General features: G+C 67.9%; 23 protein-coding genes and 1 pseudogene. 12 read left to right on the forward strand and 12 right to left on the reverse strand.

Translation table 11 applies throughout. From position 1 onward, the window contains the following. Nucleotides 1–77: 77 nt before the first annotated feature. From ACJH7A_RS15095 to ACJH7A_RS15110, 4 genes are read right to left on the reverse strand one after another with little or no spacing between them, the layout of a single operon-like run. Nucleotides 78–1715: a cytochrome bc complex cytochrome b subunit gene (locus ACJH7A_RS15095; protein ID WP_212812097.1), complete on the reverse strand. Its 1638-nt coding sequence runs from the start codon at nt 1713–1715 to the stop codon at nt 78–80. Beyond that, nucleotides 1712–2875 (reverse strand): ubiquinol-cytochrome c reductase iron-sulfur subunit, encoded by a 1164-nt coding sequence (locus ACJH7A_RS15100; RefSeq protein WP_064985845.1) that lies wholly within the window; start codon nt 2873–2875, stop codon nt 1712–1714. The genes ACJH7A_RS15095 and ACJH7A_RS15100 overlap by 4 nt, the downstream gene beginning before the upstream one ends. Beyond that, nucleotides 2872–3708, reverse strand: a complete 837-nt coding sequence (locus tag ACJH7A_RS15105; RefSeq protein ID WP_346414655.1) for a cytochrome c — start codon at nt 3706–3708, stop codon at nt 2872–2874. Before ACJH7A_RS15105 ends, ACJH7A_RS15100 begins: the two co-directional genes overlap by 4 nt. 11 nt (nt 3709–3719) lie before the next feature. Further along, nucleotides 3720–4331 (reverse strand): heme-copper oxidase subunit III, encoded by a 612-nt coding sequence (locus tag ACJH7A_RS15110; RefSeq protein WP_064985843.1) that lies wholly within the window; start codon nt 4329–4331, stop codon nt 3720–3722. A gap of 51 nt (nt 4332–4382) precedes the next feature. Here ACJH7A_RS15110 and trpD point away from each other — a divergent pair, with 51 nt between their 5' ends. Continuing rightward, on the forward strand, nt 4383–5492 hold the full coding sequence (gene trpD, locus ACJH7A_RS15115) for an anthranilate phosphoribosyltransferase (RefSeq protein WP_406775021.1): 1110 nt from the start codon (nt 4383–4385) through the stop codon (nt 5490–5492). Here trpD and ACJH7A_RS15120 read toward each other — a convergent pair. Continuing rightward, nucleotides 5430–7292: pseudogene (locus ACJH7A_RS15120) on the reverse strand (DEDD exonuclease domain-containing protein); the annotation flags it as partial. The gene trpD and the pseudogene ACJH7A_RS15120 overlap by 63 nt on opposite strands. A gap of 68 nt (nt 7293–7360) precedes the next feature. On the opposite strand from ACJH7A_RS15120, the gene ACJH7A_RS15125 reads away from it, so the two are divergent. From ACJH7A_RS15125 to ACJH7A_RS15140, 4 genes are all read left to right on the forward strand, one after another. Beyond that, nucleotides 7361–7627 carry a hypothetical protein gene (locus ACJH7A_RS15125; RefSeq protein ID WP_406802236.1) on the forward strand — a complete coding sequence of 89 codons (267 nt, stop codon included), beginning with the start codon at nt 7361–7363 and terminating at the stop codon, nt 7625–7627. Between the two features lie 153 nt (nt 7628–7780). Next, nucleotides 7781–8944 carry a peptidoglycan hydrolase RipC gene (ripC, locus tag ACJH7A_RS15130; protein ID WP_406802237.1) on the forward strand — a complete coding sequence of 388 codons (1164 nt, stop codon included), beginning with the start codon at nt 7781–7783 and terminating at the stop codon, nt 8942–8944. An 86-nt stretch (nt 8945–9030) separates the two neighbouring features. Then, nucleotides 9031–9756: a peptidase gene (locus tag ACJH7A_RS15135; RefSeq protein ID WP_406802238.1), complete on the forward strand. Its 726-nt coding sequence runs from the start codon at nt 9031–9033 to the stop codon at nt 9754–9756. Between the two features lie 18 nt (nt 9757–9774). After that, the gene (locus ACJH7A_RS15140) at nt 9775–10911 is read left to right on the forward strand and encodes a glycosyltransferase family 4 protein (RefSeq protein ID WP_406802239.1); all 1137 of its coding nucleotides are present in this window, start codon (nt 9775–9777) and stop codon (nt 10909–10911) included. Here ACJH7A_RS15140 and ACJH7A_RS15145 read toward each other — a convergent pair. From ACJH7A_RS15145 to ACJH7A_RS15160, 4 genes are all read right to left on the reverse strand, one after another. Continuing rightward, nucleotides 10880–11359 (reverse strand): hypothetical protein, encoded by a 480-nt coding sequence (locus tag ACJH7A_RS15145; protein ID WP_406802240.1) that lies wholly within the window; start codon nt 11357–11359, stop codon nt 10880–10882. The genes ACJH7A_RS15140 and ACJH7A_RS15145 overlap by 32 nt on opposite strands. Before the next feature lie 8 nt (nt 11360–11367). Further along, on the reverse strand, nt 11368–12906 hold the full coding sequence (locus tag ACJH7A_RS15150) for a M23 family metallopeptidase (RefSeq protein WP_406802241.1): 1539 nt from the start codon (nt 12904–12906) through the stop codon (nt 11368–11370). 179 nt (nt 12907–13085) lie between these two features. Beyond that, complete coding sequence (locus ACJH7A_RS15155) at nt 13086–13736, reverse strand: hypothetical protein (protein ID WP_406802242.1); 651 nt, start codon at nt 13734–13736, stop codon at nt 13086–13088. 183 nt (nt 13737–13919) lie between these two features. Continuing rightward, nucleotides 13920–15710 carry a long-chain fatty acid--CoA ligase gene (locus ACJH7A_RS15160; protein WP_212812091.1) on the reverse strand — a complete coding sequence of 597 codons (1791 nt, stop codon included), beginning with the start codon at nt 15708–15710 and terminating at the stop codon, nt 13920–13922. A gap of 120 nt (nt 15711–15830) precedes the next feature. On the opposite strand from ACJH7A_RS15160, the gene ACJH7A_RS15165 reads away from it, so the two are divergent. The 5 genes from ACJH7A_RS15165 to ACJH7A_RS15185 all read left to right on the forward strand — a co-directional run bounded on the left by ACJH7A_RS15165 (nt 15831) and on the right by ACJH7A_RS15185 (nt 19205). Beyond that, nucleotides 15831–16220 (forward strand): polyketide cyclase / dehydrase and lipid transport, encoded by a 390-nt coding sequence (locus ACJH7A_RS15165; RefSeq protein WP_212814877.1) that lies wholly within the window; start codon nt 15831–15833, stop codon nt 16218–16220. 105 nt (nt 16221–16325) lie between these two features. Continuing rightward, nucleotides 16326–16763, forward strand: coding sequence for an SRPBCC family protein (locus ACJH7A_RS15170; protein WP_020103587.1), 438 nt, complete (start codon nt 16326–16328; stop codon nt 16761–16763). Continuing rightward, nucleotides 16756–18009 (forward strand): ArsA family ATPase, encoded by a 1254-nt coding sequence (locus ACJH7A_RS15175; RefSeq protein ID WP_406802248.1) that lies wholly within the window; start codon nt 16756–16758, stop codon nt 18007–18009. The genes ACJH7A_RS15170 and ACJH7A_RS15175 overlap by 8 nt, the downstream gene beginning before the upstream one ends. Beyond that, nucleotides 18006–18416, forward strand: coding sequence for a hypothetical protein (locus tag ACJH7A_RS15180; RefSeq protein ID WP_406802243.1), 411 nt, complete (start codon nt 18006–18008; stop codon nt 18414–18416). Before ACJH7A_RS15175 ends, ACJH7A_RS15180 begins: the two co-directional genes overlap by 4 nt. Nucleotides 18417–18503: 87 nt before the next feature. Further along, a complete protein-coding gene (locus ACJH7A_RS15185) occupies nt 18504–19205 on the forward strand; it encodes a 1-acyl-sn-glycerol-3-phosphate acyltransferase (RefSeq protein ID WP_020103590.1) in 702 nt (233 codons plus the stop codon). A gap of 165 nt (nt 19206–19370) precedes the next feature. On the opposite strand, the gene ACJH7A_RS15190 is transcribed toward ACJH7A_RS15185, so the two are convergent. Continuing rightward, nucleotides 19371–20636, reverse strand: coding sequence for a glycosyltransferase 87 family protein (locus tag ACJH7A_RS15190; protein WP_406802244.1), 1266 nt, complete (start codon nt 20634–20636; stop codon nt 19371–19373). A gap of 90 nt (nt 20637–20726) precedes the next feature. On the opposite strand from ACJH7A_RS15190, the gene ACJH7A_RS15195 reads away from it, so the two are divergent. Both ACJH7A_RS15195 and ACJH7A_RS15200 read left to right on the forward strand, forming a co-directional pair. Further along, nucleotides 20727–21593: a hypothetical protein gene (locus ACJH7A_RS15195; RefSeq protein ID WP_110767224.1), complete on the forward strand. Its 867-nt coding sequence runs from the start codon at nt 20727–20729 to the stop codon at nt 21591–21593. Beyond that, complete coding sequence (locus tag ACJH7A_RS15200; RefSeq protein WP_064858738.1) at nt 21594–22088, forward strand: polyadenylate-specific 3'-exoribonuclease AS; 495 nt, start codon at nt 21594–21596, stop codon at nt 22086–22088. A gap of 6 nt (nt 22089–22094) precedes the next feature. Here ACJH7A_RS15200 and ACJH7A_RS15205 read toward each other — a convergent pair whose 3' ends face one another. Beyond that, nucleotides 22095–23534, reverse strand: coding sequence for a copper resistance CopC/CopD family protein (locus tag ACJH7A_RS15205; protein WP_256445413.1), 1440 nt, complete (start codon nt 23532–23534; stop codon nt 22095–22097). 4 nt (nt 23535–23538) lie between these two features. After that, a complete protein-coding gene (locus ACJH7A_RS15210) occupies nt 23539–24228 on the reverse strand; it encodes a YcnI family protein (protein WP_212812085.1) in 690 nt (229 codons plus the stop codon). Nucleotides 24229–24302: the final 74 nt, after the last annotated feature.

Genomic DNA, 24302 nt, shown 5'->3' on the forward strand with positions numbered 1-24302 from the left:
GGGTAGGGGAGTGGACCCGAAAACGACTTCGGCCCGGTCTGGTGAAAAACCAGACCGGGCCGAAACCGTAGATCGAACTAGTGATGCCCGTTGGAACCGTTGGGCGAAATCTCGTCCTGGTATTCCTTGAGGGCGGTGAGTGCCTTGTGCTCGGCGGCGTGTTCGGCGTCGGCCAGGGCAGCCTGCTCGACGGCGGAGTCGGCGAACAGGAAGCTGCCGGTACCGGGCGAGCCGGCAGAGCCGAGCTTGTTCATGCGCTTGGGCAGTGCGGCACCCTGGTACTCCAGCGGGATCGGGTGGCCGTGGTCGTCGACCGGTCCCAGGGGCTGGTGCAGTTCGACGTAGGCGCCGTGCGGCAGTCGCTTGATGATGCCGGTCTCGATACCGTGCTCGAGGACGGCGCGGTCGCTGCGCTGCAGGCCGACACACCAGCGGTAGGTCAGGTAGTAGACCACTGCGGGCAGGACGACCATGCCGATGCGGCCGATCCAGGTGGTGGCGTTCAGGGAGATGTCGAACTTGAGCGCGATGATGTCGTTCATCGCGGCCAGGGTCAGCACCATGTAGAACGCGATGGCCATGGCACCGATGGCGGTGCGGACCGGCACGTCACGCGGACGCTGCAGCAGGTTGTGGTGCGCATCGTCGCCGGTGAACTTCTTCTCCAGGAACGGCCAGGCGATCAGCAGACCGAACACCAGACCCATGATCACGGCGACACCCATGACGGCCGGGATGGTGTGGCCGAACGGGTAGAACTCCCAGGCCGGCCAGATACGCGCCAGGCCTTCGGTCCACATCATGTAGAAGTCGGGCTGGCTACCGGCGGACACCTGCGAGGGCTTGTAGGGGCCCAGCTCCCAGATCGGGTTGATCTGCAGCAGACCACCCATGATGCCCAGGATGCCGGTGACCATGGCGAAGAACGCGCCACCCTTGATCGCGAACACCGGCATGACGCGCACGCCGACGACGTTCTTCTCGGTGCGGCCGGGGCCGGGGAACTGGGTGTGCTTCTGGAACCACACCAGCGCCACGTGAGCGCCGATGAGGGCCAGGATGATGCCCGGGATCAGCAGGATGTGCAGGGCGTACATCCGCGGGATGATGATGTTGCCCGGGAAGTCGCCACCGAACAGGGCCCAGTGCATCCAGGTGCCGATGACCGGGATGCCCAGGGTGATCGACGACAGCGCGGCGCGCAGACCGATACCCGAGAGCAGGTCGTCGGGCAGCGAGTAGCCGAAGTAGCCCTCGAACATCGCGAGGATCAGCAGCACCGAGCCGATCATCCAGTTGGCCTCACGCGGGCGGCGGAACGCACCGGTGAAGAAGATGCGGGCCAGGTGGACCATGATCGACGCGGCGAACATCAGCGCGGCCCAGTGGTGAATCTGGCGGACGAACAGGCCACCGCGGACCTCGAAGGAGATTTCGAGGGCCGATTCGTAGGCGCGCGACATCTGGACGCCACGCAGCGGCTGGTAGACGCCGTTGTAGATGACCTCGGTCATCGACGGGTCGAAGAACAGCGTCAGGTACACGCCGGTGAGCAGCAGCACGAGGAAGCTGTACAGCGCGATCTCACCGAGCATGAAGGACCAGTGCGTCGGGAAGACCTTGTTCAGCTGCCGGCGTACGGCGGCCGACGGGTGGTACCGCGAGTCGATCGCATCGCCTTGTGCGGCAGCGATGTCAGCGAGCTTGGGACTCATGATTTGCGCTCCCAGAATGCCGGTCCGACGGGTTCGATGAAGTCGCCGTTGGCGACCAGGTAGCCCTCTTTGTCAATCGTGATCGGCAGCTGCGCCAGGGCGCGGGCCGCCGGACCGAAGATCGGCCGCGCGAAGTGCAGCGCGTCGAACTGCGACTGATGGCAGGGGCACAGGATGCGGTAGGTCTGCTGCTCGTACAGCGACGAGGGGCAGCCCAGGTGCGAGCACACCTTGGTGTACGCGAAGAAGTCACCGAAGTTGAAGCTCTCCTGGCCCTTGCGCTTGACCACGCGGGACAGGTCCTCGGGCTTGATGCGGATGAGCATCACCGGGTTGCGCACACCGAGTGCGATCTCCGACAGCTTCTCGTGCGACTCGAGGGTGGTGCCGTCGCCGTCGGACTCACGCCACGGGAACACCGTCTCCATGCCGCCCGCGTCGATGTCCTCGGGGCGCATCTTCACGAAGGGGGACTCGCCCGGCAGGCCGGTGGCCCGAGCCAGGTAGATGGTCTCGCCGTGGAAACGCGGGGTCCAGCCGGACGTCCACAGGACGGCCTTCTTGCCCTCGGCGGTCGGGACGACCGGCTTCCACGGGTTCTTGATCAGACCGCCGATGAAGGCGACCGCGGTGCCCAGGCCGAACGCGCCCAGGCCGACGCCGAGCGACAGGCCGATCAGCTTGCGGCGCTTGAGGGTCGAGCCCTCGAGCGCGTCGGTCAGGTTGGCCGCGACGGTGGCGCGGTGGACCTCGGGGGAGGCGCCGTCGTGGCGGTCCTGGATCGAGATTTCCTCGGGGATGAACTTCTTCTGGAAGAGCACCGCACCGATGCCGATCGCCAGGATCGACAGGCCGAAGGTCAGGCCGTACAGCGGGGTCGCCAGCGAGTAGATGAACTCGCCCTCGGACTCGAACGGCTTGTACTCCCACGGCCAGAACAGGAACACCAGCAGCAGGGCCAGGCCGGACAGGCCGCCGAGCAGCAGCCAGGCCGCGACCTGACGCTCGGCGCGCTTCTCCGCCTTGGTGCCCTCGACGGGCCAGCGCGGCTCCTTGAAGACGGTCGTGACGCCGTCGATCTTCCCGCCCAGTTCGACGAGCTCCTCGCGCGACATCTCGCGCAGTTCGTCGTCACTGGGAATGTTCACGTTCTCGCTCATGCGCGAGCTCCGATCCACATAGCCGCGCCGATCACGGCGACCATCCCGATAATCCACATCGCCATGCCCTCGGGCGCGGGGCCGAAGCCACCGAGGCCGTAGCCGCCCTGGCTGCGGGCGTTCGCCGACTCGTGGACGTAGGCGACGATGTCGCGCTTCTCCTCCGGGGTCAGCTGACGATCCGAGAACTTGGGCATGTTCTGCGGGCCGGTGAGCATGGCGGTGTACACCTGCGCCGGCACTTCGGCGGCCTTGCCGAGGTCAGGCGCGTACTTGCCCGACGACAGCGCGCCGCCCTTGCCGGTGAAGTTGTGGCACGACGCGCAGTTCAGACGGAACAGGTCGCCACCACGGGCGACGTTCTCACCGATGAACGAGTGCTGGTTGATCTGACCGTTGGCGTCACGCGGGACCTGAGGTCCGCCGCCGTTGGCCTGGATGTAGGCACCGAGGGCGTCGATCTGGTGCTCGTCGAACGCCGCGTCCTTACGGGGCGCCTGCGCCTCACCGCGCATGGCGGGCATGCGGCCGGTGGACACCTGGAAGTAGACGGCCGCGTCGCCGACACCGATGAGGCTCGGGCCGCGGTCGGTCACACCCTGCAGGTTGGCGCCGTGGCAGGAGACGCACGACGTTTCGAACAACTGCTTGCCGGTGCGCAGCAGAGCCAGCTGCGACTCGTCTGCCTTCGCGACCTGAGGCCGCGGAGTCAGGGTGGCCGCCAGGCCACCAGCGACTAGAAGTCCGAGCAGCAGCAGCATCGCTGCCGAGAGGCGCCGGTGTAGCCGGCGACGGGACTTGCTGGTCATCGAACCCCTTCTCATAGGAAGCATCGGCGAGCCGATCAGCGAACGAAGTAGATGGTGGCGAACAGGGCGATCCACACGATGTCGACGAAGTGCCAGTAGTAGGACACGACGATGGCAGCGGTGGCCTGGGCCGGCGTGAACTTGCTCATCTTCGTGCGGGCCAGCAGGTACACGAATGCGACCAGACCACCGATGACGTGCAGACCGTGGAAACCGGTCGCCAGGTAGAACACAGACCCGTAGGCACTGCTCGGAATCGTGGTGCCCTCTTCGACGAGCATGAAGTACTCGAACGCCTGGCCACCGACGAAGAACGCGCCCATCAGCAACGTGATGACGTACCACCGGCGCAGGCCGAAGACGTCACCGCGCTCGGCGGCGAACACGCCCATCTGGCAGGTGAACGACGACGCGATCAGCACCAACGTCACCGGAACGGCCTCGGCCAGGTTCAGGTGCGTGGGGGGAGGCGGCCATACGCCGCCTGCCTGGGCGCGCGCGGTGAAATACATTGCGAACAGTCCAGCAAAGAACATCAGCTCACTGGAAAGCCACACAATGGTGCCGACACTGACCATATTCGGCCGGTTCAGCGAATGCACCCGCGACGTGATCGCGGTTCCGGAGGTACCTACAGCGCTCGTCACAGCGGTAAGTATGACGCTTTGTAGTTGTTGAACTCCACCCGGGTGCCGACATTGGCCATAATCGGGTCCGTGCCAACCACCGATCCTCATCAGGAACCGACCACCGACGGGCCGTTGTGGCCCCAGATCCTGGGCCGGCTGACCACCGGCCAGAACCTTGCCGCGGGTCAGGCGGGGTGGGCAATGGACCAGGTCATGACGGGTACCGCCACGCCGGCGCAGATCGCTGCATTCGCCATTGCGATGAAGATGAAGCGACCCACCTCCGCGGAGGTGTCCGAGCTCGCCGATGTGATGTTGCGACACGCCCGAAAAGTGCCCGCCGACGCGCTCGCCGCGATCGGCAGCGATGTGGTCGACATCGTGGGGACCGGTGGGGACGGCTCCAACACCGTCAACCTCTCCACGATGGCGTCGATCGTCGTCGCCGCGTGCGGGGTGCCGGTGATCAAACACGGGAACCGCGCGGCGTCGTCGTTGTCGGGCGGTGCGGACACCCTGGAGGCGCTGGGCGTCCGGATCGACCTGTCGCCGGGCGACGTGGCCCGCTCGGTCGCCGAGGTGGGTATCGGCTTCGCCTTCGCCCCGCAGTTCCATCAGTCGTACCGGCACGCGTCGTCCGTACGCCGGGAGATCGGGGTGCCGACGGTCTTCAATCTCCTGGGGCCGCTGACGAATCCGGCCATGCCGCGCGCCGGCCTGATCGGCTGCGCGTGGGCAGAGCTGGCCGAGGTGATGGCCGGCGTGTTCGCCGCGCGCGGCTCCAGCGTCCTGGTCGTGCACGGCGACGACGGGCTCGACGAGCTGACCACCACGACGACGAGCACCATCTGGCGGGTGCAGGCGGGCACCGTCGAGCGGCTGACGTTGGACCCGAAGGCATTCGGTTTCGCGCGGGCCGACCTGAGCGAGTTGCGCGGCGGTGACGCCAAGGCCAACGCGGAGTCGGTGCGGGCGGTGTTCGCGGGCCAGAAGGGTCCGGTCCGGGATGCCGTGGTGCTCAACGCCGCAGGGGCCATGGTGGCTCATGCCGGGCTATCCAGCGACGCCCAGTGGGTGCCGGCGTGGGAGCGGGGCCTGGCCCGAGCCACCGAGGCGATCGATTCGGGTGCGGCCGAGCAGCTGCTCGCGCGGTGGGCTCGGTTCACCCAGAAGGTCTGACCGCTCTGCCTGCTGCGCTGCCGCCCGGGCCGACCGGGCGGTGGCGGCCCACTCGGCCCACCGGCCCGCGGCGGTGATCGGCGAGCAGTAGCCGACCTCCGGCCCGGCGCCGGAATCGGTGCGCACGATGCGCACACCGGGCGCGGCGAGCCAGCGCACGATCAGTGCGACCTCCTCGACGGGCGCGCCGCCCAGTGGCCGCTCCGATGTCAGGATCACCTGTGCCGCAGCGGATATCGCGTCGACGACGGGCATCGGGGGGACTCGCCGCGGCGCATTGCCTGCGGCTGCCAACTGGCCGTACCGGACCACGACGAGATGCCAGCCGCCGGCGCCGTCGGGCCGGGCGGCCACGAGTTCGGGGAGCGCCGTCAGGGCGCGCAGGCGCTGGCCGCGCCACAGTCCGTCGATGACGGTTGCGGCGTGGTCCCGGAGCCGCGCCGCGCTCTCGAAACGGCCCTCGGCCGCCAGCTCGTCGATGTGTTTCACTGCCGCGCAGAGCGCGGAATCGTCAACGCCGGCAATGTTTTCCGCGGCCCGGTCGGCGAATTCGGCGTAGGCGCCGGCGGTGATGCCGCGGGGCGCCGGACATGGCGACAGTTCCCGCTCCGGACACTGCGGGCCGTGTTGGGCGGCGCGCGCCAGCCGCGTCGTACAGGTCCGCACGCCCGTGAAGCGCGCCAGCAGCAGCGCGGCGTCGACGGCGTCGGCATGGGCCCGGAACGGGCCGACCGCCCGGTCGTGTCGCGGTGCGCGCACCACGCTGAACCGGGGGAAGGCCTCGTCGGTGAGCACCGCCCACCACCACTTGTGCGGTGCCTTCGAACGCCGGTTGTAGGGCGGCGCGTGCGCGGCGAGCAGCCGCAGTTCGCGCACCCCGGCCTCCAGCTCGTGCGCGCACTCGACGTGGTCGACGCGAATGGCAAGGGACGCCATCTCTTTCATACGGGCGCGGGGGTCGGCGCCGGTGAAGTACTGCCGCACCCGGCGGCGCAGATCGACCGCGGTGCCCACGTACAGCACCTCCTCGGACGGTCCGCGGAACAGATAGACGCCGGGGGAGTTGGGCAGTGCGTCGGCGAGCTTGCGGTTGCGGCGCTGTGCCCTGGTGACGTCCGGGAGATAGCCGCGCAGCTCGGCCACGGTGTGCACGCCCTGATTGCCGATGCGCTCGAGCAGTCCGTGCAGGACGTCGACGGTGGCGCGGGCGTCGTCGAGGGCGCGGTGTGTGGGTGTGGTGGTGGCGCGGAACAACCGGGCCAGCTCCGAGAGCCGAACACTCGGCGCCTCGTCGCGCGTGAGGACCCGGCGGGCCAGCTTGACGGTGCACAACACCGGCGGGTTGGGCCAGGGCAGCTGCGCCCGCTCGGCCGCGGCCCGCAGGAATCCGATGTCGAAGCCCGCGTTGTGGGCGACCAGGACCGCGCCGCGGCAGAACTCCAGGAATGTGGGCAGCACCGATTCGATGCGCGGGGCGTCGCAGACCATGGCCGTGGTGATGCCGGTCAGCTGCACGATCTGCGGCGGGATGGCGCGACCCGGGTCGATCAGGGTGGCCAGTTCGCCGATGATCTCGCCGCCGCGCACCTTGACCGCGCCGATCTCGGTGATGGCGTCCCAGCCGCCTCCGGTGTCGTCCGCCCGGGCGCGGCCACCGGTGGTCTCCAGGTCGACCACCACGAATGTGGTGTCGCGCAGCAACGCCTCGTCGAGGTCGAAAGCCAACTGGTCGGTGGCGCTGCCGGAGCCCATGACGTGACAGTAGGGGCCGGCACCGACAAGAAATCCCATCGATGTCATTCCGTTATCCGGTTGCTGATCACCCGCACTTTTTTGTCGGTGGACGTCGCTAGCGTGCGCCTCAACCGATGAAGGAGTCAGAGATGAAGTTCGACAACGGGCCGGTCAAGATCGACTGCGACGACTGCGCGGTGCGCGGTCCCGGCTGCGGTGACTGCGTGGTCAGTGTTTTGCTGGGCGTGCCCGAGACACTGCTGGACGACGAGCGCCGCGCGCTCGAGGTGCTCGCCGATGCCGGCATGGCGCCGCGGCTGCGGTTGGTTCCGATCGGCCGGCCCAAAGCAGGGGTGGGCACTCAAAATGAGACAAAGTCAAGCACTACCGGCGTAGCGTGACGACCCTCACATTGTGATGCTGGTTAACGGGATCGGGGGACGGGCTGATAGATTGGCCATTCCCGTTGGACAACGCCGATGCCGTTTCGTAACCTATTCGAGACCTCACTGAGTTCGAAGCGGCTCGAACCCGCAGTTGAAGGACGCGAAATCTTGAGTCTCCACCGCACGCACCGCACCATATGCGGTCTTAAACGACCAGTAGCCGGTGCGATCGCGGGGCTCACCATACTTGGTAGTGCCTTTGCGGGCAACGTCCAGGCCGATCCGGCGGACGACGCCGTAGCAAAGCTCAACGAGCTCTCGCGCCAGGCTGAGCAGACCACTGAGGCCATGCACGCCGCGCAGCTCGATCTGGACAAGAAGCTGGCTGCCGCCAAGGCCGCCGACAGCAAGCACGAGGCTGCGGCCGCTGCCGCGGAGGTCGCCAAGAACGACCTGGCTACCTACCAGGACTCGGTCGACAAGATTGCTGCAGCGCAGTACATGGGGGGCCGCACCGACGGCATCGACGCCATCCTCACCGCCGATTCCCCGCAGGGCCTGATCGACCAGCTCTCGGTCCAGCGCGTGATGGCCGGCGAGATGGCCGTGCAGATGGCCAACTTCCACAGCGCCTCCGACTCCGCCACCAAGGCCGAGGCCGACTCGGCCAAGCTGGCGTCCGAAGCCAAGACCGCGGCCGAGCAGGCCGCCGCCGTGCGTGCGGATCTGCAGTCCAAGCAAAGCAAGCTGCAGGTGCAGATCGCCATCGTCAAGTCCCGCTACACCGCGCTGACGCCGAGCCAGCGGCAGGCGCTGGCCGCCCTGCCGCCGGCTCCGGCCGCCGCGCCGCCCGCCCCGGCCCCGGACGGCCTCCCGCCGAACCCGGACGCGGTGCCGCCGGCCCCCGGCCAGGATCCGTCCATCAACGCCGCCGGCCCCAACCCGCCCGTCGAGGGTCTGCCCACCCCATCGGATGGCAGCGGCACTGCTGCCGGCGCCATCGCGGTGCAGGCCGCGCTGACCCGCATCGGCGACCCCTATGTCTGGGGTGCCGCGGGTCCCGGCCAGTTCGACTGCTCAGGTCTCGTGATGTGGGCGTTCCAGCAGGCCGGCATCTCGCTGCCGCACTCGAGCTACGCGCAGGCCGCCGGCGGACAGCCGGTGTCGCGCGACCAGATGCAGCCCGGTGACGTCGTGAGCTACTACTCCGACGCCTCGCACGTGGGCATCTACATCGGCGACGGCATGATGGTCCACGCCTCGACGTTCGGTGTGCCCGTGCGAGTGGCGCCGGTCGACAACGCGCCGATCTACAACGTGCGTCGCTACTGAGCCTCTCCCGTCGCGTAGTTCTCGGCCTTCTCGCCGCAGAGTCGGCTGCGGCCGCGTTCGTACTGAGCCGCGCCCATGCGGCTGACGTGCCGGCCGCCGCACCACCAACGCCACCAACGCCGACGGCGCCGAAGGCGCCGAAGGCGCCGGCCACCATCCGGCTGGCCGATGGCCGGACCGCTGAACTCCTGGTCCTCGATCCCGGCTCGACGCTGCCGGGGCGCATCACCGCAGAACTCGACGGCGCGGCCGCCGCGGTCACCGCATTCTGGGGTGCCGACTGGCGCCGTCAGATCACCATCGTGACCACCGGCACCGACGAGGAGTTCCGGGCACTGGCCGGCGGGAAGGAAGAATTCGCCGCGGCCACCACCGTCGACCGCATCGTGTTCGCGCCCGGCGCTGCCGCGATGGGTCCCGGCGCGCTGCGAATCGTGTTGCGCCACGAGCTTTTTCACTACGCCTCCCGGCCCGTCACGGCCGCCGACGCGCCCTGGTGCCTGACCGAGGGCGTCGCCGACTACGTCAGCCGCCCGCGCACCCCGCGACCGGCGCCGGCCGGCATGGCGGTGCTGCCCACCAACGCCGACTTCCAGGTCGCCGGACCGGCGCTGTCGCTGGCCTACGACCGCGCCTGGTGGTTCGCCCGGTTCGTCGGCGCGCAGTTCGGCGATCCGGTCCTGCGCCGGCTGTATCTGGCGGCGTGCGGCGCCGGGCATCCCGACCTCGACACCGCGCTGACCGCCACCCTCGGCACGGATCGCGACGCGTTGACCGCTGCGTGGCAGCGGTGGCTCGCGGCCCGGGGCTGACGCGATAGCCTGACCGCGATGTCTCGGGTGCTGCTGTTGACCAACGATTTTCCGCCCCGCCGCGGTGGCATCCAGTCGTATCTGGAGAGTCTGGTCGGCGAGCTGCTCGTCCGCGGGTCGCACGAGCTGACGGTGTACGCCCCGAAATGGAAGGGCGCGCCGGAATACGACAAGGCCGCCGCGGCCGCCGGGTACGAGGTGGTCCGCCACCCGACGACGTTGATGGTGCCCGAGCCGACCGTCGCGCTGCGGATGCGTCGCCTCATCGCCGAGCACGACATCGACACGGTGTGGTTCGGCGCGGCCGCGCCGCTGGCGCTGTTGGCCCCGCTGGCCCGCGATGCCGGGGCGACCCGGGTGGTGGCCAGCACGCACGGGCACGAGGTGGGGTGGTCGATGCTGCCCGTCGCGCGAAACGCGTTGCGGCACATCGGAAACAACACGGACGTGGTGACCTTCGTCAGCCACTACACGCGGAACCGGTTCGCCGCGGCGTTCGGGCCGGACGCGGCATTGGAATACCTGTCACCCGGCGTCGACGTCGACCGCTTCGTTCCCGATGAGGTGGCGCGCGCCGAGCTGCGGGCCCGGTACGGGCTGGGGCAGCGGCCGGTGATCGTCTGCCTGTCCCGTCTGGTGCCGCGCAAAGGACAGGACATGCTGATCCGGGCGCTGCCCGTCATCCGGCAACGGATCGACGGTGCCGCGCTGGTGATCGTCGGCAACGGGCCGTACGGCGACGATCTGCAGAAGCTCGCGCGCCGCTACGACGTCACCGACCATGTGGTGTTCACCGGCGGCGTGCCCGGCGACGAGTTGCCGGCCCACCACGCGATGGCCGACGTGTTCGCCATGCCGTGCCGGACCCGGGGCAACGGGCTCGATGTCGAAGGCCTGGGCATCGTCTTCCTCGAGGCCTCGGCGTGCGGCGTGCCGGTGGTCGCCGGTGACTCCGGCGGCGCGCCGGAAACCGTCGTGGAAGGCAAGACCGGCCATGTGGTCGACGGCCGCGACGTCGAAGACATCGCCGCCGCCATCACCGATGTCCTGGCCAACCCGGATCTGGCCGCCGCGATGGGCGCCGCCGGCCGTCAGTTCGTCGTCGACAACTGGCAGTGGAAGCTCAAGGGCGAGCGGCTCTCGGAGCTGCTTTAGCCTCCGCCGGTACGAATACCAGGAAGGCGGAGATCACGATTGCGGCGATGAGGCCAAAACCTGGCTTCCACGAGCTGTATTCAGCGAATGGACCACCCACGCTGGCGATGTAGGCGACCAGCGCGACCAGCGATATCGTGCGGTGCTGGAGTCCGACCGGTGTGATGCGCATCAGGTAGAGCCAGCAGAAGAGTCCACTGACGCCCAACGCGATCCACAGCCCGACTTTGAGGCCCGCGCCCGTCTCGACCGACCGGACAGCAGGGTCAAGCATGGTGTACACCGCAAGCGCCTCGCCGGGAATGTACCGCATCAACTTGTCTGACACACCGGCCATTTCGGACCTCTGAAGGGGCTGCGTTCCATCGGGCCGCGTGCGATCGAACGTCCGGTAGTCGGATGTCGGCTTGGTCGCATTCGGCGCGACGATCACCAGGTTTCTGTTCATGGTCGACGCTACGTCCTGCGCCCGCGCGACCGCGGCTGGTCGTCATTGGGCGGCTTCTTGGAGGAATTCTCGCGTGACTTCCCGGCTGGTCGTTTTTCCGGCGTCGGCTGTCCGACCAACTGCTGCAGTCTGGTGAGAATCAGTTCGGCGCGTGCGCGCGCCTTGCCGTCCTGAGACGACTCGGCACATTTCGTGACGAGCTCGACTGCGTCGGGATCGCCGAGCAATGCGTTGCGCTCTACCGCTGTGTCATTAATGTCGCTGCTGTAAACACTGCGCGGGACGACTCGGCGAGGGCTGTCCAACATCAGGACCCGGTTTCGATCAAAAGTGGCGACCGTTTCGGGGACTGCATACACGTCGATGCCGCATGCGGCAGCGAACTCTGCTGGGTTGCGACCGTCGGCCGAATTCATATCGCAAGGGCCGAACGGCAGGCTGCCGTTGGGCAACGAGTCGCCGTTGCCGTAGCCGTGGTTGTCGGTGTACTGGTGAGCGATCTTACCGGGGTAGTCCGGATTGAAACCCCATGCGGCCAGGACGATTCCGAGCCCGCCGGGTCTGTCGGGCCATAGTGAGTTCAGGTCGCCGGCGGTTCCGTATCCGATGACCCGCCGCGGGTCGCCCAGCCATTGGGCCAAGTTCCAGTACGCGGCGTTCAGTCCTTCCGACTGGTCGCCGGTGATCTTGCCTTCCCAGCTCTCGACATCGATCATCACCGCCATGCGGGGGTGTGGTTCGCTGACCATGTCCTTGATGGTGGCGACCCCAACCTCCCAGTTTGGGTACCACACGAAGTAGACGATGAAGAAGTCCAAGGCGCCTTCGTCACATTTGCGCCTGCACCAGTCGTAGTTCTGATCCCAGTTCAGGTCGCGGTAGTCACCGTCGTTCGACCGAATCGCGATGACGCGATACGGATATGAGTCGTCGACCGCGACCTGGTGCTCCGACACATCGGCGTAGATGGTGTCCGTCAACGCGGCGGCCGTGGGTTGCAGCGCAGCCGACACGCGTGGCGACGTCGGGCCTGCTACACGCAGCGGTGTCACGCCATGAAAGCGCCGTGACGCTGGATCGGTGACGCGCAGTGGCGCAACACCTCTGAACTCAGCGATGGGCGGCCCACCCGGGTACGGCGCTCCGGCCAGCCACGGCAAAGGGTCGATCTGCGATCCTCGGGCCCAGGAGTACGGGTGCACCTCGAAATGCAGGTGGGGACCCGTTGAATTTCCGTTGCTGCCGACGAACGCGATGTGCTGACCGGCTTCCACCCAGTCGCCGAGCTGAAGCCCGGTTGCGAACGCGTCTGCCATGTGGCCGTACACCGTGGCGCCACTTCCGGCTTCGGTGGGGTGATCGATCACGATCCATTGGCCGAAACCGTCGGCGTAACCGATGTGTTCGACGACTCCTCCTTGAGCCGCATAAATGTGCGCGTCATAGGGAGCCTCCAGATCGATGCCTAGATGCATTTCTCCCCAACGGGGACCGAACAGCGAACCCAAGTTGAAATCGCCCGCGCGCATGGGCCAGTACCGAGCCATCGCATGCCTCCTTCATGGAATGGACATGCACAGTGTTGCACTTGGGCGGGGTGCTCACAGCAAATTAGAAGAAATCACACTGAACGTTAAATTGCTTTGTGTCGCAACAGATTTTTGCACTATCTCCATAGCTGAATCTCACTCAGCAACACCGCATTATCTCGCTGATCAGCCATGGCTCAGCCGTAGTCGGCCACCACCAACTCGATCTCGCCAGCATCCTGTAGGCGCCTCAGTAGAACCATCGCACCGCACTGAGCGCTCACTGCGGTCTCGTCCCACGTGCCGTCAGCGACGTACTTGCCCTGGGTGTAGTGATTGCTGAAACTCCATAGGTACGGCGACTTCACATTCGGATGCGCGGTGCGGTATCCCCAGCCGTTGAAGGCCTCGAGGCGGTATGCCAGGTGCTGAACCGACCAGTCGGTGACGCTGGTGAGTTCGTCGTACTCCAGGGCGTCGGCAGCGCTGTCCTCCCAAGAGAACGGTGGCTCGCCGTCAGGCGGCCGTCCCTCCGGCACGTTGACAGTGCGGTCCGTCAGCGGGTCGCCGTTGTGCAGATGACAGCTGAAATCGCCGCTCGCCTCGAGGCTGTGAATCACTGCAACGACGAACCACGGCACGCCGGTGATCCGCTCGACGTTTAGATATGCCTCTTTGTCACCCATGATGCGCTCCGCAGTCCAGCCGACGTCGGTGAACTTGTCTTCACGGATCACCATGTCCAACCAGAGGGCCGCGTACTCGTCACGAACATCGGGAAAATCGACCCACGTGGCCGACAGGGCACGCGCTGTCTTGGCTCCTGCATGCTTACGGATATCGGCCATCTGAGCCTCCACTGGGTGGAACGAACATGAGGTGCAAGCTGGATCGTGAAGGCATCGTAGGCAAACACCGCACGCCGAGCTCGGTAATCGGGCGGATGAATGCGGGCGCAGCAGCTAATAGAAGAAGCCGCCCCGATACAGACTGGGGCGGCTTTCACCTGAGCTGGTGGCAAACGGTGGTATCTAGCTGTAGAGCGCCGCGATCTCGGCCGCGAACTTCTCGGCGACGACCTTGCGCTTGACCTTCAGCGTCGGCGTCAGCTCGCCGGTGTCCTCGGTGAAGTCGACCGGCAGAATCCGGAACTTCCGGATGGCCTCGGCCTTCGACACCGTCTGGTTGGCGTCGTCGACGGCCTTCTGGATCTCGGCGACCAGCGCTGCGTCTTCGGCCAGATCGCCCACCGATGCGCCGGCGTCCTTGTTGTTGCGCTGCTTCCAGCCCTCGAACGCCTCGGGATCGATGGTGATGAGGGCGGCGATGAACGGCTCCTGGTCACCCACGCACATGGCCTGGCTGATCAGCGGGTGCGCCCGCATGACGTCTTCCAGCGGGGCCGGGGCGACGTTCTTGCCGCCCGCGGTCACGATGATCTCCTTCTTGCGCCCGACGATCGACAGGTAGCCGTCGTCGTCGATGGCACCGAGGTCACCGGTGTGGAACCACTCGTCGGTGAACGCCTCGTCGGTGGCGGTCGGGTTGTTCCAGTAGCCGCTGAACACCACGCCGCCGGACAGCAGCAGCTCGCCGTCCTCGGCGATGCGCATGCTGTTGCCGGGCACCAGCTTGCCGACCGTGCCGACCTTCAACTCTCCGACCCGGTTGACGGTGATGGCGGCGCTGGACTCGGTCAGGCCGTAGCCCTCGTAGATGGTGACGCCGACGCCGCGGTAGAAGTGGCCGAGCCGGGCGCCGAGCGGGGCGCCGCCGGAGATGGCGCCGACGCAGTTGCCGCCGAGCGCGGCCTTGAGCTTGCCGTAGACCAGCTTGTCGAACACCGTGTGCTTCAGGTTGAGCAGCAGGCCCGGGCCGCCGGGGGTGTCCTGCGCCTTGCTCCACTCGATGGCCGTGTCCGCGGCGATCTGGAAGATCTTGCCCTTGCCGTCGTTGCGGGCGTTCTGCTCGGCGGTGTTGTAGACCTTCTCGAACACGCGCGGCACCGACACCACGAGCGTCGGCTTGAACACCCCGAGGATCGGCACCAGGTTCTTGATGTCGCTGGTGAAGCCGAGGGTCACCTGGTTGCTGAAGCCGGCCACCGCGACGGCGCGGGCCAGCACGTGCGCCAGCGGCAGGAACACCAGCAGCTTCTGGCCCTTGGCGAGCAGGTCGGGGAAGCAGGCCTTGACGCCGCGCAGCTCCGACAGGAGGTTGGCGTGGGTCAGCTGGCAGCCCTTGGGGCGGCCGGTGGTGCCGGAGGTGTAGATCAGGGTGGCCGGATCGCTCGACTTGATGCCGGCCAGGCGGGCGTCCAGCTCGGCGCGGTCGACGCCGGCGCCGGCGGTGGCCAGCTGGTCGAGGGCGCCGCCGTCGATGACCAGCACCTCACCGAGCGCGGGCACCTCCGACCGGATGGACTCGATCTTGGCGGCGTGGGCGTCGGCCTCGGCGAACGCCAGCACGGCGCCGGAGTCGGCCAGCACGTGCCGGATCTGATCGGCGGCGGAGGTCTCGTAGATGGGCACCGTCACCGCGCCGATCGACAGGATCGCGAAGTCGATGATCGGCCACTCGTAGCGGGTCGCCGACAGCAGCACCACGCGGTCGCCGGGCTTGACGCCCTTGGCGATCAGGCCGAGCGCGGTGGCCCGGACCTGGGCGGCGACGTCGGCACTGGTGACGTCGGTCCAGGTGTCTCCGACCAGGCGCTGGATGGCTACGTGTTTGGGGTCATCGCGCTCGAGGGAGTACACCGGGGCGACGACGTTGTCGTATTCGCCGATGGTGAACGATGCGGGAACGCTGAACTCACGCACGGATGTGGCCTTTCGGGTCAGAGCAAAGCAGTACTGGCAGCAGTGCCGTGACAGCAATGCCGTGCTCAGCGTAGTCGGGTGCTTCATCACACTGTGGAGGCGTATGTGAAGCTGGTCGGGATGAACAGCATCCAGATCGCCGACGAGACCTTCGTGTGCGCCGACCCAGCCGCTGTCGGTGCCGCCGTGGCGAACCAGAGCAGCTGGCGGCGCTGGTGGCCGGACCTCAAGCTGACGGTCGTCGAAGACCGCGGTCCGGCGGGGCAGCGGTGGACCGTCACCGGTGCACTGACCGGGACCATGGAGGTGTGGCTGGAGACCGTCATGGACGGCGTCGTGCTGCACTACTTCCTGCACGCCGAGCCGACGGGCGTGTCCGGTGCCGCGCTGGCCGAGCTGAACCTGGCGGACCTCAACCATCGTCGCCGGGTGGCCGGCAAGAACATGGCTTTCGAGATCAAGACCGATCTCGAGCGGTCGCGCCCGGTGGGCGTATCCCGGTTGGCCTGAGCCCCGGCATCGCCCGGCCAGGGCCGGGCGCTGGCGGTACATTGAGAACTCGGCAGACGGGCGCGCGACGCCCGCGCCGGCATCGTCAACTCGGGAAGTGGACACGTGGCTGACAAGACTGCGCAGACCATCTACATCGACGCCGACCCGGCGACCGTGATGGACGTCATCGCCGACATCGGCTCATATCCCGACTGGGTCGCCGAGTACCCGGAGACCGAGGTCCTGGACGTCTACGCCGACGGCTACCCGAAGACCGCCCGGATGGTCCTCGACGCCACGGTCCTCAAGGACACCATGGTGTTCACGTACCAGTGGCCCGCCGACCGCAAGTCGGTGAGCTGGTCCCTGGTGTCCAGCACCCTGCTCAAGGCGCTCGAAGGCACATACCGCTTGTCGCCCAAGGGTTCTGGCACCGAGGTGACCTACGAACTGTCGGTCGATCTGATGATTCCGATGATCGGATTGCTCAAACGCAAGGCAGAGCGCCGCCTGACCGACACGGCGCTCAAGGACCTCAAGAAGCGAGTCGAGTCTGAGTGACACGGACCCTGCTGGGCGTGCCAGGATCAGTCTGTTCGTCGGTAAGGGTGGAGTAGGCAAGTCGACGGTGGCCACGGCCACCGCGGTGCGTGATGCCCGTGCCGGGCAGCGGGTCCTCATCGTGTCGACGGACCAGGCCCACTCCACGGGTGACGTGCTCGGCGCGGACGTCCCGCCGACCGGACTCCGGACGCCCACGCAGGTGCCCGTCGACGACGGCGCCGGCGTCGTGCTCGATGCCCTGGCGCTCGACACCCTGGCGCTGCTCGAGGCCAGGTGGCGTGAGGTGGCCGCGGTGCTGGTCGCCCGGTTCCCGGACTCCGATGTGGGAGACGTTGCACCGGAGGAACTTTCGGCGCTACCCGGGATTCAGGAGGTGCTGGGTCTGCACGAGGTCGCCGAGCTGGCGGCGTCGGGCAACTGGGACCACGTGATCGTCGACTGCGCCTCGACCGCCGACGCGATGCGGATGCTGACGCTGCCCGCCGCGTTCGCCCTGTACCTGGAGAAGGCCTGGCCGCGGCACCGGCGCCTGTCGCTCGGTCTGGCCGACGCCAAGACCGTCGCCATGGTCACGCTCGTCGAGCGACTCGCCGCCGCCACCGAGGCGCTGGGGGAGTTGCTCGACCAGCCGGACGTCACCGCGCACCTGGTGCTCACCCCGGAACGGGTGGTGGTGGCCGAAGCGGTGCGGACGCTGGCGTCGCTCACCCTGATGGGCGTGCACGTCTCGGAGTTGATCGTGAATCAGGTTCTGGTCCAAGACGATTCGTACGAGTACGTGAACCTGCCCGCGCACCCCGCCTTCGACTGGTACGCCGAGCGCATCGCCGAACAGCGCAGCATGCTCAGCGACCTGGATGCCGCCGTCGGCGATGTGCGCCTGGTGCTGGTGCCGCACCTGGCCGGCGAACCCATCGGGCCGAAGGCACTGGGGCAACTGCTCGAGGCGTCACGGCTGCGGCACGGCGCCGCGCCGCCCGCGCCGCCGCGCCCCGTCGTCGACCGCGAATCGGGCTCAGGATTGGATGCCGTCTACCGGCTGCGGATAGAATTGCCGCAAATCGACCCGGGGTCTCTGACGCTGGGCCGCGTCGACGACGACCTGATCATCGGCTCGGGTGGCACCCGGCGCCGGGTCCCGTTGGCATCAGTCCTGCGCCGCTGCATCGTCATCGGCGCGTCGTTGCGCGGCTGTGAACTGACCGTCCGTTTTCGCCCTGACCCGGAGGTGTGGCCCAAGTGACGCACACCGATTTCGGGGCAGACGCTCTGGGCGACCTACCGGTGGACCTGCGGCTGCTGGCCCAGGCGCTTCTCGACAAGATCGATCCCGTCGTCCGCCTGTCCGTGGCCATGCTCGCCGACGGCGAGAACCCGAGCGACTGCAACCAGGTGTGGTGCCCGGTGTGCGCACTGGTCGCCCTGGCCAACGACGAACAGCACCCGATGCTGACGGCCATCGCCGAACACAGCACGACTTTTCTCGACGCGGTGCGCGCCGCGCTCGCCGACAAGGGACCCGTCGGCCCGCATCCCGAGCCGCCGACGGACCCGTCCGGTCCGGGTGGCAGGCACCGCCAGCCCGACGATCCGGACGGCCCACCAGGGCCGGGTCGATACCAGTCCATTCCGGTATCTGTGGAGGAATGACCAGTCCGCTGCGGGCTGTGGTCGGGCCGACAGTCGGTGGGTAAAGTTGTCGGGGGCACCGTCCGGGGGCCCTCAGCGGGAGGTTCGATGTTCTTCTGGTTCTACAAGTACATCTTGATGGGCCCGTTGCTGCGCCTGCTGGGCCGTCCGAAAGTGACGGGGCTGGAATACGTTCCCGACGAGGGTCCCGTTCTGCTGGCCAGTAACCACCTGGCCGTCGTCGACAGCTTCTATCTGCCGCTGGTGCTGCGCCGCCGGATCTTCTTCCTGGCCAAGGCCGAGTACTTCACCGGTACCGGCATCAAGGGCAAGCTGATCAAGTTCTTCTACTCATCGACCGGCCAGGTGCCGATCGACCGCACCAACGCCGATTCCGCGGCCGACGCACTGGCCGCGGCCGCCAAGATCCTCGACCAGGGCAAGCTGCTCGGCATGTACCCCGAGGGCACGCGCTCGCCCGACGGCAAGCTCTACAAGGGCAAGACCGGCCTGGCCCGCATCGCACTCGAGACCGGCATCCCCGTCATTCCCGTCGCCATGATCAATACCGACGTCGTGAACCCGCCGGGAAGCAAGATGTGGCACTTCGCGCGCGTCGAGGTGAAGTTCGGCAAGCCGATGGACTTCCGCCGCTTCGAGGGCCTGGCCGGTAACCGCTTCATCGAGCGCGCCGTCATCGACGAGGTCATGTACGAGCTGATGCGGCTGTCCGGCCAGGAGTACGTCGACCTCTACGCGGCCGACGTCAAAGAGGGTAAGACGCCGCCGCCCGCGATCAAAGCCGGCTGAACGCGCCACAACGCTGAGCCGAGGATTGCCGTCACCAGGCGGCAGTCCTCGGCTTTTGTGATTTCGTGGGCCGGCACGCCGCGTCGCCAACGTGACGCGGCGGCGGAAAATCGGCTCTCGGACCGCCGTGCGGTTACCGTCGCGCCGGCCGGGCCCCCGGCGTGGTCAGTTCGTCGCCGAGACCGGTGCGACGTGCTCGGCCGCGTCGGCTGACGGCGTGCCGCGGCCGGTGATGGTGCCCGCCGCGGCGATGACGGCCAGTGCCCACCACACGTACGAGCTGCCGATCACCTGACGCCATACCGTCGCGTCGACCTCGTGGTGCTCGGGCAGCAGCCGGATCGGCGTGAAGATCAGCAGGAACGCGCCAAGCGCGCTCACCGCCGCGAGGGTGGCACTGCGTTCGCGGTAGGCGATCACGGTGATGGTCACCATGGTCGGCAGGGCCCACACCCAGTGATGCGACCACGACACCGGCGACACCACCAGGCCGAACATCGCCACGCACATGAGAGCCAGCACCGGCTGGCCCGCGCGGAGCACCCGATGGGCCGCCCACACCGTCAGCGCTAGCACCGCGAAGCACAGCAGGACCCAGAGCACGAATCGCGGCGTCGCCGACATCCCGAACCGCGCAAGCGTGCCGGAGATGTTCTGGTTGGTGTTCAGCGTCGCGGTGCCGATGCGGTCGGTGTTGCGGACCGTCTTGGTCCAGTACTCCCACGAGTCGCCCCAGGCCAGCGCGAACGCGACAAGCGTGACCACGACCGACGACGCCACTGTGGTGAGCAGCGCGCGGAAATCGCGGCGCAGCAGGAAGTACAGCAGGAAGACGGCCGGGGTCAGCTTGAGGGCGATCGCCACGCCGAGCAGGACGCCGCGCGGCCACGGCGTACGGCGGGGGACGCAGTCGGCGATCACCAGCGTCATGAGGACGACGTTGATCTGACCGAAGTTGAAGTTGGACCGGACCGGTTCGAGGAACAGCACGGCCGGCCCGACGATGGCGACGGCAAGCCAGCAGCGGCGGGCGAGGGCCGAGCCGCCGAGCCGCGACTGCGGCCAGACGTCCAGCCGGGTCAGCACGATCACGATGGACACCAGCAACAACACGAACGTCGTCACCGTGATGGCCACGCTTGCCGCGGGCAGGGGGAGCCAGGCGAACGGCGCGAACATGATCGCGGCCAGCGGCGGGTAGGTGAACGGCAGGTCGATGCCGGCCTCGGTGCGGAAGATGGTGCTCTCGCTGTACAGCGGCGTGTTGTTCAGCCAGGCGCGGCCGCCCATGCGGTACACGTCGATGTCGATCCGGTACGGCGTATGACCCAGCAGCCGCCAGGCGCCCCATACCAACGTCAACATGGCCAGCAACTGCAACAGCAGCCAGGCCAGCCGTTGACCGGAGGCGGGCCACGACCAAGTTCCCATACGCATCTCGCCGGACAGCCTATCGGGGGGACCGGCGCGTCGACGCCCTGCGGGGCAGTGACACGCATGCACGGGCGTAAGTTTCTGCCCGTGCGGTCGCCCTTACCTACGGAGTTCGTATCGAGTGGGCGGCTGCCACTGTTGTGGTGCCTGATTGCGTTCATCCTGACGTTTTTCGTCACCCGCACCGTGGTCCGGTACATCCGGGCCCACGCCGACAACCCGGCGCCGCGCAAGTGGTGGCAGCCGCGCAACATCGGGCACGGCGGCCTGCACATCCATCACGCGGTGATCGGCGTGGTGCTGGTGATGGTGTCGGGCGTGACGATGGTGACGCTGGCGGTCGACGGCGGCGTCCCCGAATTCACCGTGGCGGCAATCTTTTTCGGTATCGGTGCGGCCCTGGTCCTGGACGAGTTCGCGCTGATCCTGCACCTGTCCGACGTGTATTGGGCCGAGGACGGCCGCACCTCGGTCGACGCGGTCTTCGTCGCGATCGCGGTGGCCGGCCTGCTGATCCTGGGGTTCAACCCGCTGTCGTTCTTCGACATCACCGTCTGGCGTGACGATCAGGACGTGGCGGCCCGCGTCATGGTCGTCGCGCTGGCCCTCATCACGCTCGCGATGGCCGTCATCGTGCTGCTCAAGGGCAAGGTGTGGACCGGTCTGATTGGGATGTTCATCACACCGCTGCTGGTCATCGGCGCAATCCGGTTGTCGCGACCGCACGCGCCGTGGGCCCGCTGGCGGTACACGAGCCGGCCGCGCAAGATGCACAAAGCGCTGGAACGCGAGCGGTGGCTGCGCCGGCCGGTGGTGCGGGCGAAGCTGTGGTTACAGGATGCGATCGCCGGTATGCCAAAGTTTCCCGACGACGCGGACGTGGACCAACAGCTCGACCGCGAGATCCACGCGGCACCCGCGCCGCCGGACCGAACGCCGACCGAGGTTGCCTGAATGAAGTTTTTTTACGACACCGAGTTCATCGACGACGGTCGCACCATCGACCTGATCTCGATCGGTGTGGCCGCCGAGGACGGGCGCGAGTACTACGCCGTCTCCTCGGAGTTCGACCCCGACCGGGCCGGCTCCTGGGTGCGCAAGAACGTGCTGCCGAAGCTGCCGTCACCGTCGTCGCAGGTGTGGCGGTCGCGGCGGCAGATTCGGTCCGAGCTCGAGGACTTCTTCAACATCGACGGTGACGAGCCGATCGAACTGTGGGCCTGGGTCGGCGCGTACGACCATGTGGTGCTGTGCCAGCTGTGGGGCCCGATGGCCGACCTGCCGCCGGCGATGCCGCGCTTCACCCGCGAACTGCGGCAGTTCTGGGAGGACTGCGGCAGCCCGCGGATGCCACCGCGGCCGCGCGATTCCCACGACGCGCTGGTCGACGCCCGACACAACCTGCACCGCTACCGGCTGATCGCCGAGATGATGACGGCGCCCCGGTAGCTCAGGTCACCAGGCCCGGAACGGCACGCTGGTGACGGTGGCGTCGTTCGGGCCGAACTGGACCGTCAGCTGCAGCGTCCACAGTCCCGGCCGCGGCGCGGTGGCATACGTGCTGTGCCAGTGACCGTCGGGACCCGCCGTGAAACGCACCGGCAGAGAGGCGATCTCGGCGCTCGACAGAGTGCCCCGCAGCCCGGTGGCACCGGGCACCGCGACGTCGATCGGGATGGCGCCGTGCCGCGTGGTGTCCAGATGCACCTGTGCCTGCCGACCCTCATCGAGTGCGGCGGTGGCGGTGAACGCGGGGCCGTACGTGGTGCGGGCGGGCGGCTCGCCGGTGAGCACCGTGGTCATGATCAAGACCAGCACCGCGAGCGCGGTCTCCCACGGTACGGTCCGGCGCAGCCGCTCCGGGGTGAGCCGGCGCCGGCCGAGGTAGGCCAGGGCGGCCATGAGCGTCACCAGGAAAACCTTGGCGCACAAGGCCATTCCGTAGCCGGTCGACCAGAGTGACTCGATCGGCGACACCTGCCGCCAGGCCTGATACTCGCCGGTGAGCAGGACCGCCGCGACGCAGCCGAACGCCACCCGGGACCACCGCTGCAGCTCGTCGCTGCGCCGGGCGGGCAGGACCACCAGCATCAGCACGGCCAGCCCGCCCAGCCACAGCGCCATGGCCAGCAGGTGGACGGTGGTGACGGTGGTGGCGAGCCACGGGTCCGGGCCTGCCGAGGCGTGCCCGGACGCGGCGACACCGGCCGCGAGTGCCGTAGCGATCACGACGAACAGCGCGGTCCCGGCGCGGGTGGTCGCCGCGAGCAGCACGAGCAGGGCGGCCTGCACGTAGAGCTGGATGTCGGGGCCGGTGGTGACGGCGTTGATGACGGTCGCGGCGGCCAGCAGCAGCCAGCCGATGCCGGCCAGGATGCGGGTGCGACGCAGGGCGAGCGCCCACGTCCACACCAGCCGGGCCGCCGCGAGCACACCGACACACAGCACCAGGCCGGCATACGTCAGACCGCGAGCGACATCCGACGCTACCGACGACGACGCGACCGGACGAACCTCCGGCGGCGCGTCCGGCGCCTGCTGCACACCGAAACTCACCGAGCCGGACACCTCGTGCCCGTCTGCCGACATCAGCCGCCACGTCGCGGTGTAGCTGCCGCGCGGCAGGTCCGGCGGCAGGTCCAGTTCCACGGTGGTGTTGCCCGACCGCTGCCGCACCTCCCGGTCGACCCGCGCGCCGGAGTTCGAAATCACCTGAACCGCACCGGGAATCAGGCGAACCGGCTCATCGAAGCTCAAGGTGACCCGGCTCGGCGCGGCCGGCAGGGTGGCGCCGTCCACCGGATCGCTGGAGACCAGGACGGCGTGCGCGTGTGCGAGGGGAGCCGGCAGCAGGAGCGCGAGCAGAGCCGCGAGCAGCGCTGCGACCGGTCTCAGTTTTCTAGTCGTGACTCGTCTTTCGTCGGGAGGCTGCCAGGCTAGCGATCGCCACCAGCAACGCGACCACCGACACGGCCAGCGCCGTCAGGCCCGGCCACGTCGGCGCCGCAGCCGCCGGAGCCGCGGCCGCGGGCCGGTCGTGGTCCCCGCCGCCGGCGGGCTTGAGGTGCAGGGCCGGCGCCGGGTGCTCGGGCTCGGGCTGGCCCGGGTTGGCCTTCTCGTTCCAGTTGACGGTCTTGCCGTCGCTGTAGGTCTGGACCGCGGGCAGCGTCAGCGTGTTGACCTTGGGCAGCGGGCCGGCCGAGATGGCGAAGACGTTGAACTGATGCGGCGGAATGGGCGCGTCCGGCGCGGTGGCCTTCCACTCGACCGACGAGACGTACTCGGTGACCTCGGCGCCGTCGTCGTCCTTCTGCGGAGCGGGAAGCTTCTTCTTGGTGATGGTCGCCGTCCAGCCGGCCTTCTGCTGCGTGCTGACCGAGATGATCGGCTGGTCGTCGGGCAGCACGACGAGCAGGCCGGTGGTGGACGCGGTGTCCGACTCGGTCGGCACGCGGAAGTTCAGCACGCCCCAGCCACCCTGGGTGGCGTCGCCGGTGACCTTGACGTGGGCGGCGGCCGGTGCGGCCAGCGCGACGGCGCAGGCCATCGTCGCGGTGACGGCGGCGAGGGTCTGGATCAGCTTGGGCATGTTGTCCTTAAGTTTGTAGTTGCAGTTACTTCGTATTGCTGAGCGTTACGTTTGGCTGTGACCCGGGTGGGTCG

This window comes from Mycobacterium sp. SMC-17 (genome assembly GCF_045310915.1).
GTDB lineage: Bacteria > Actinomycetota > Actinomycetes > Mycobacteriales > Mycobacteriaceae > Mycobacterium.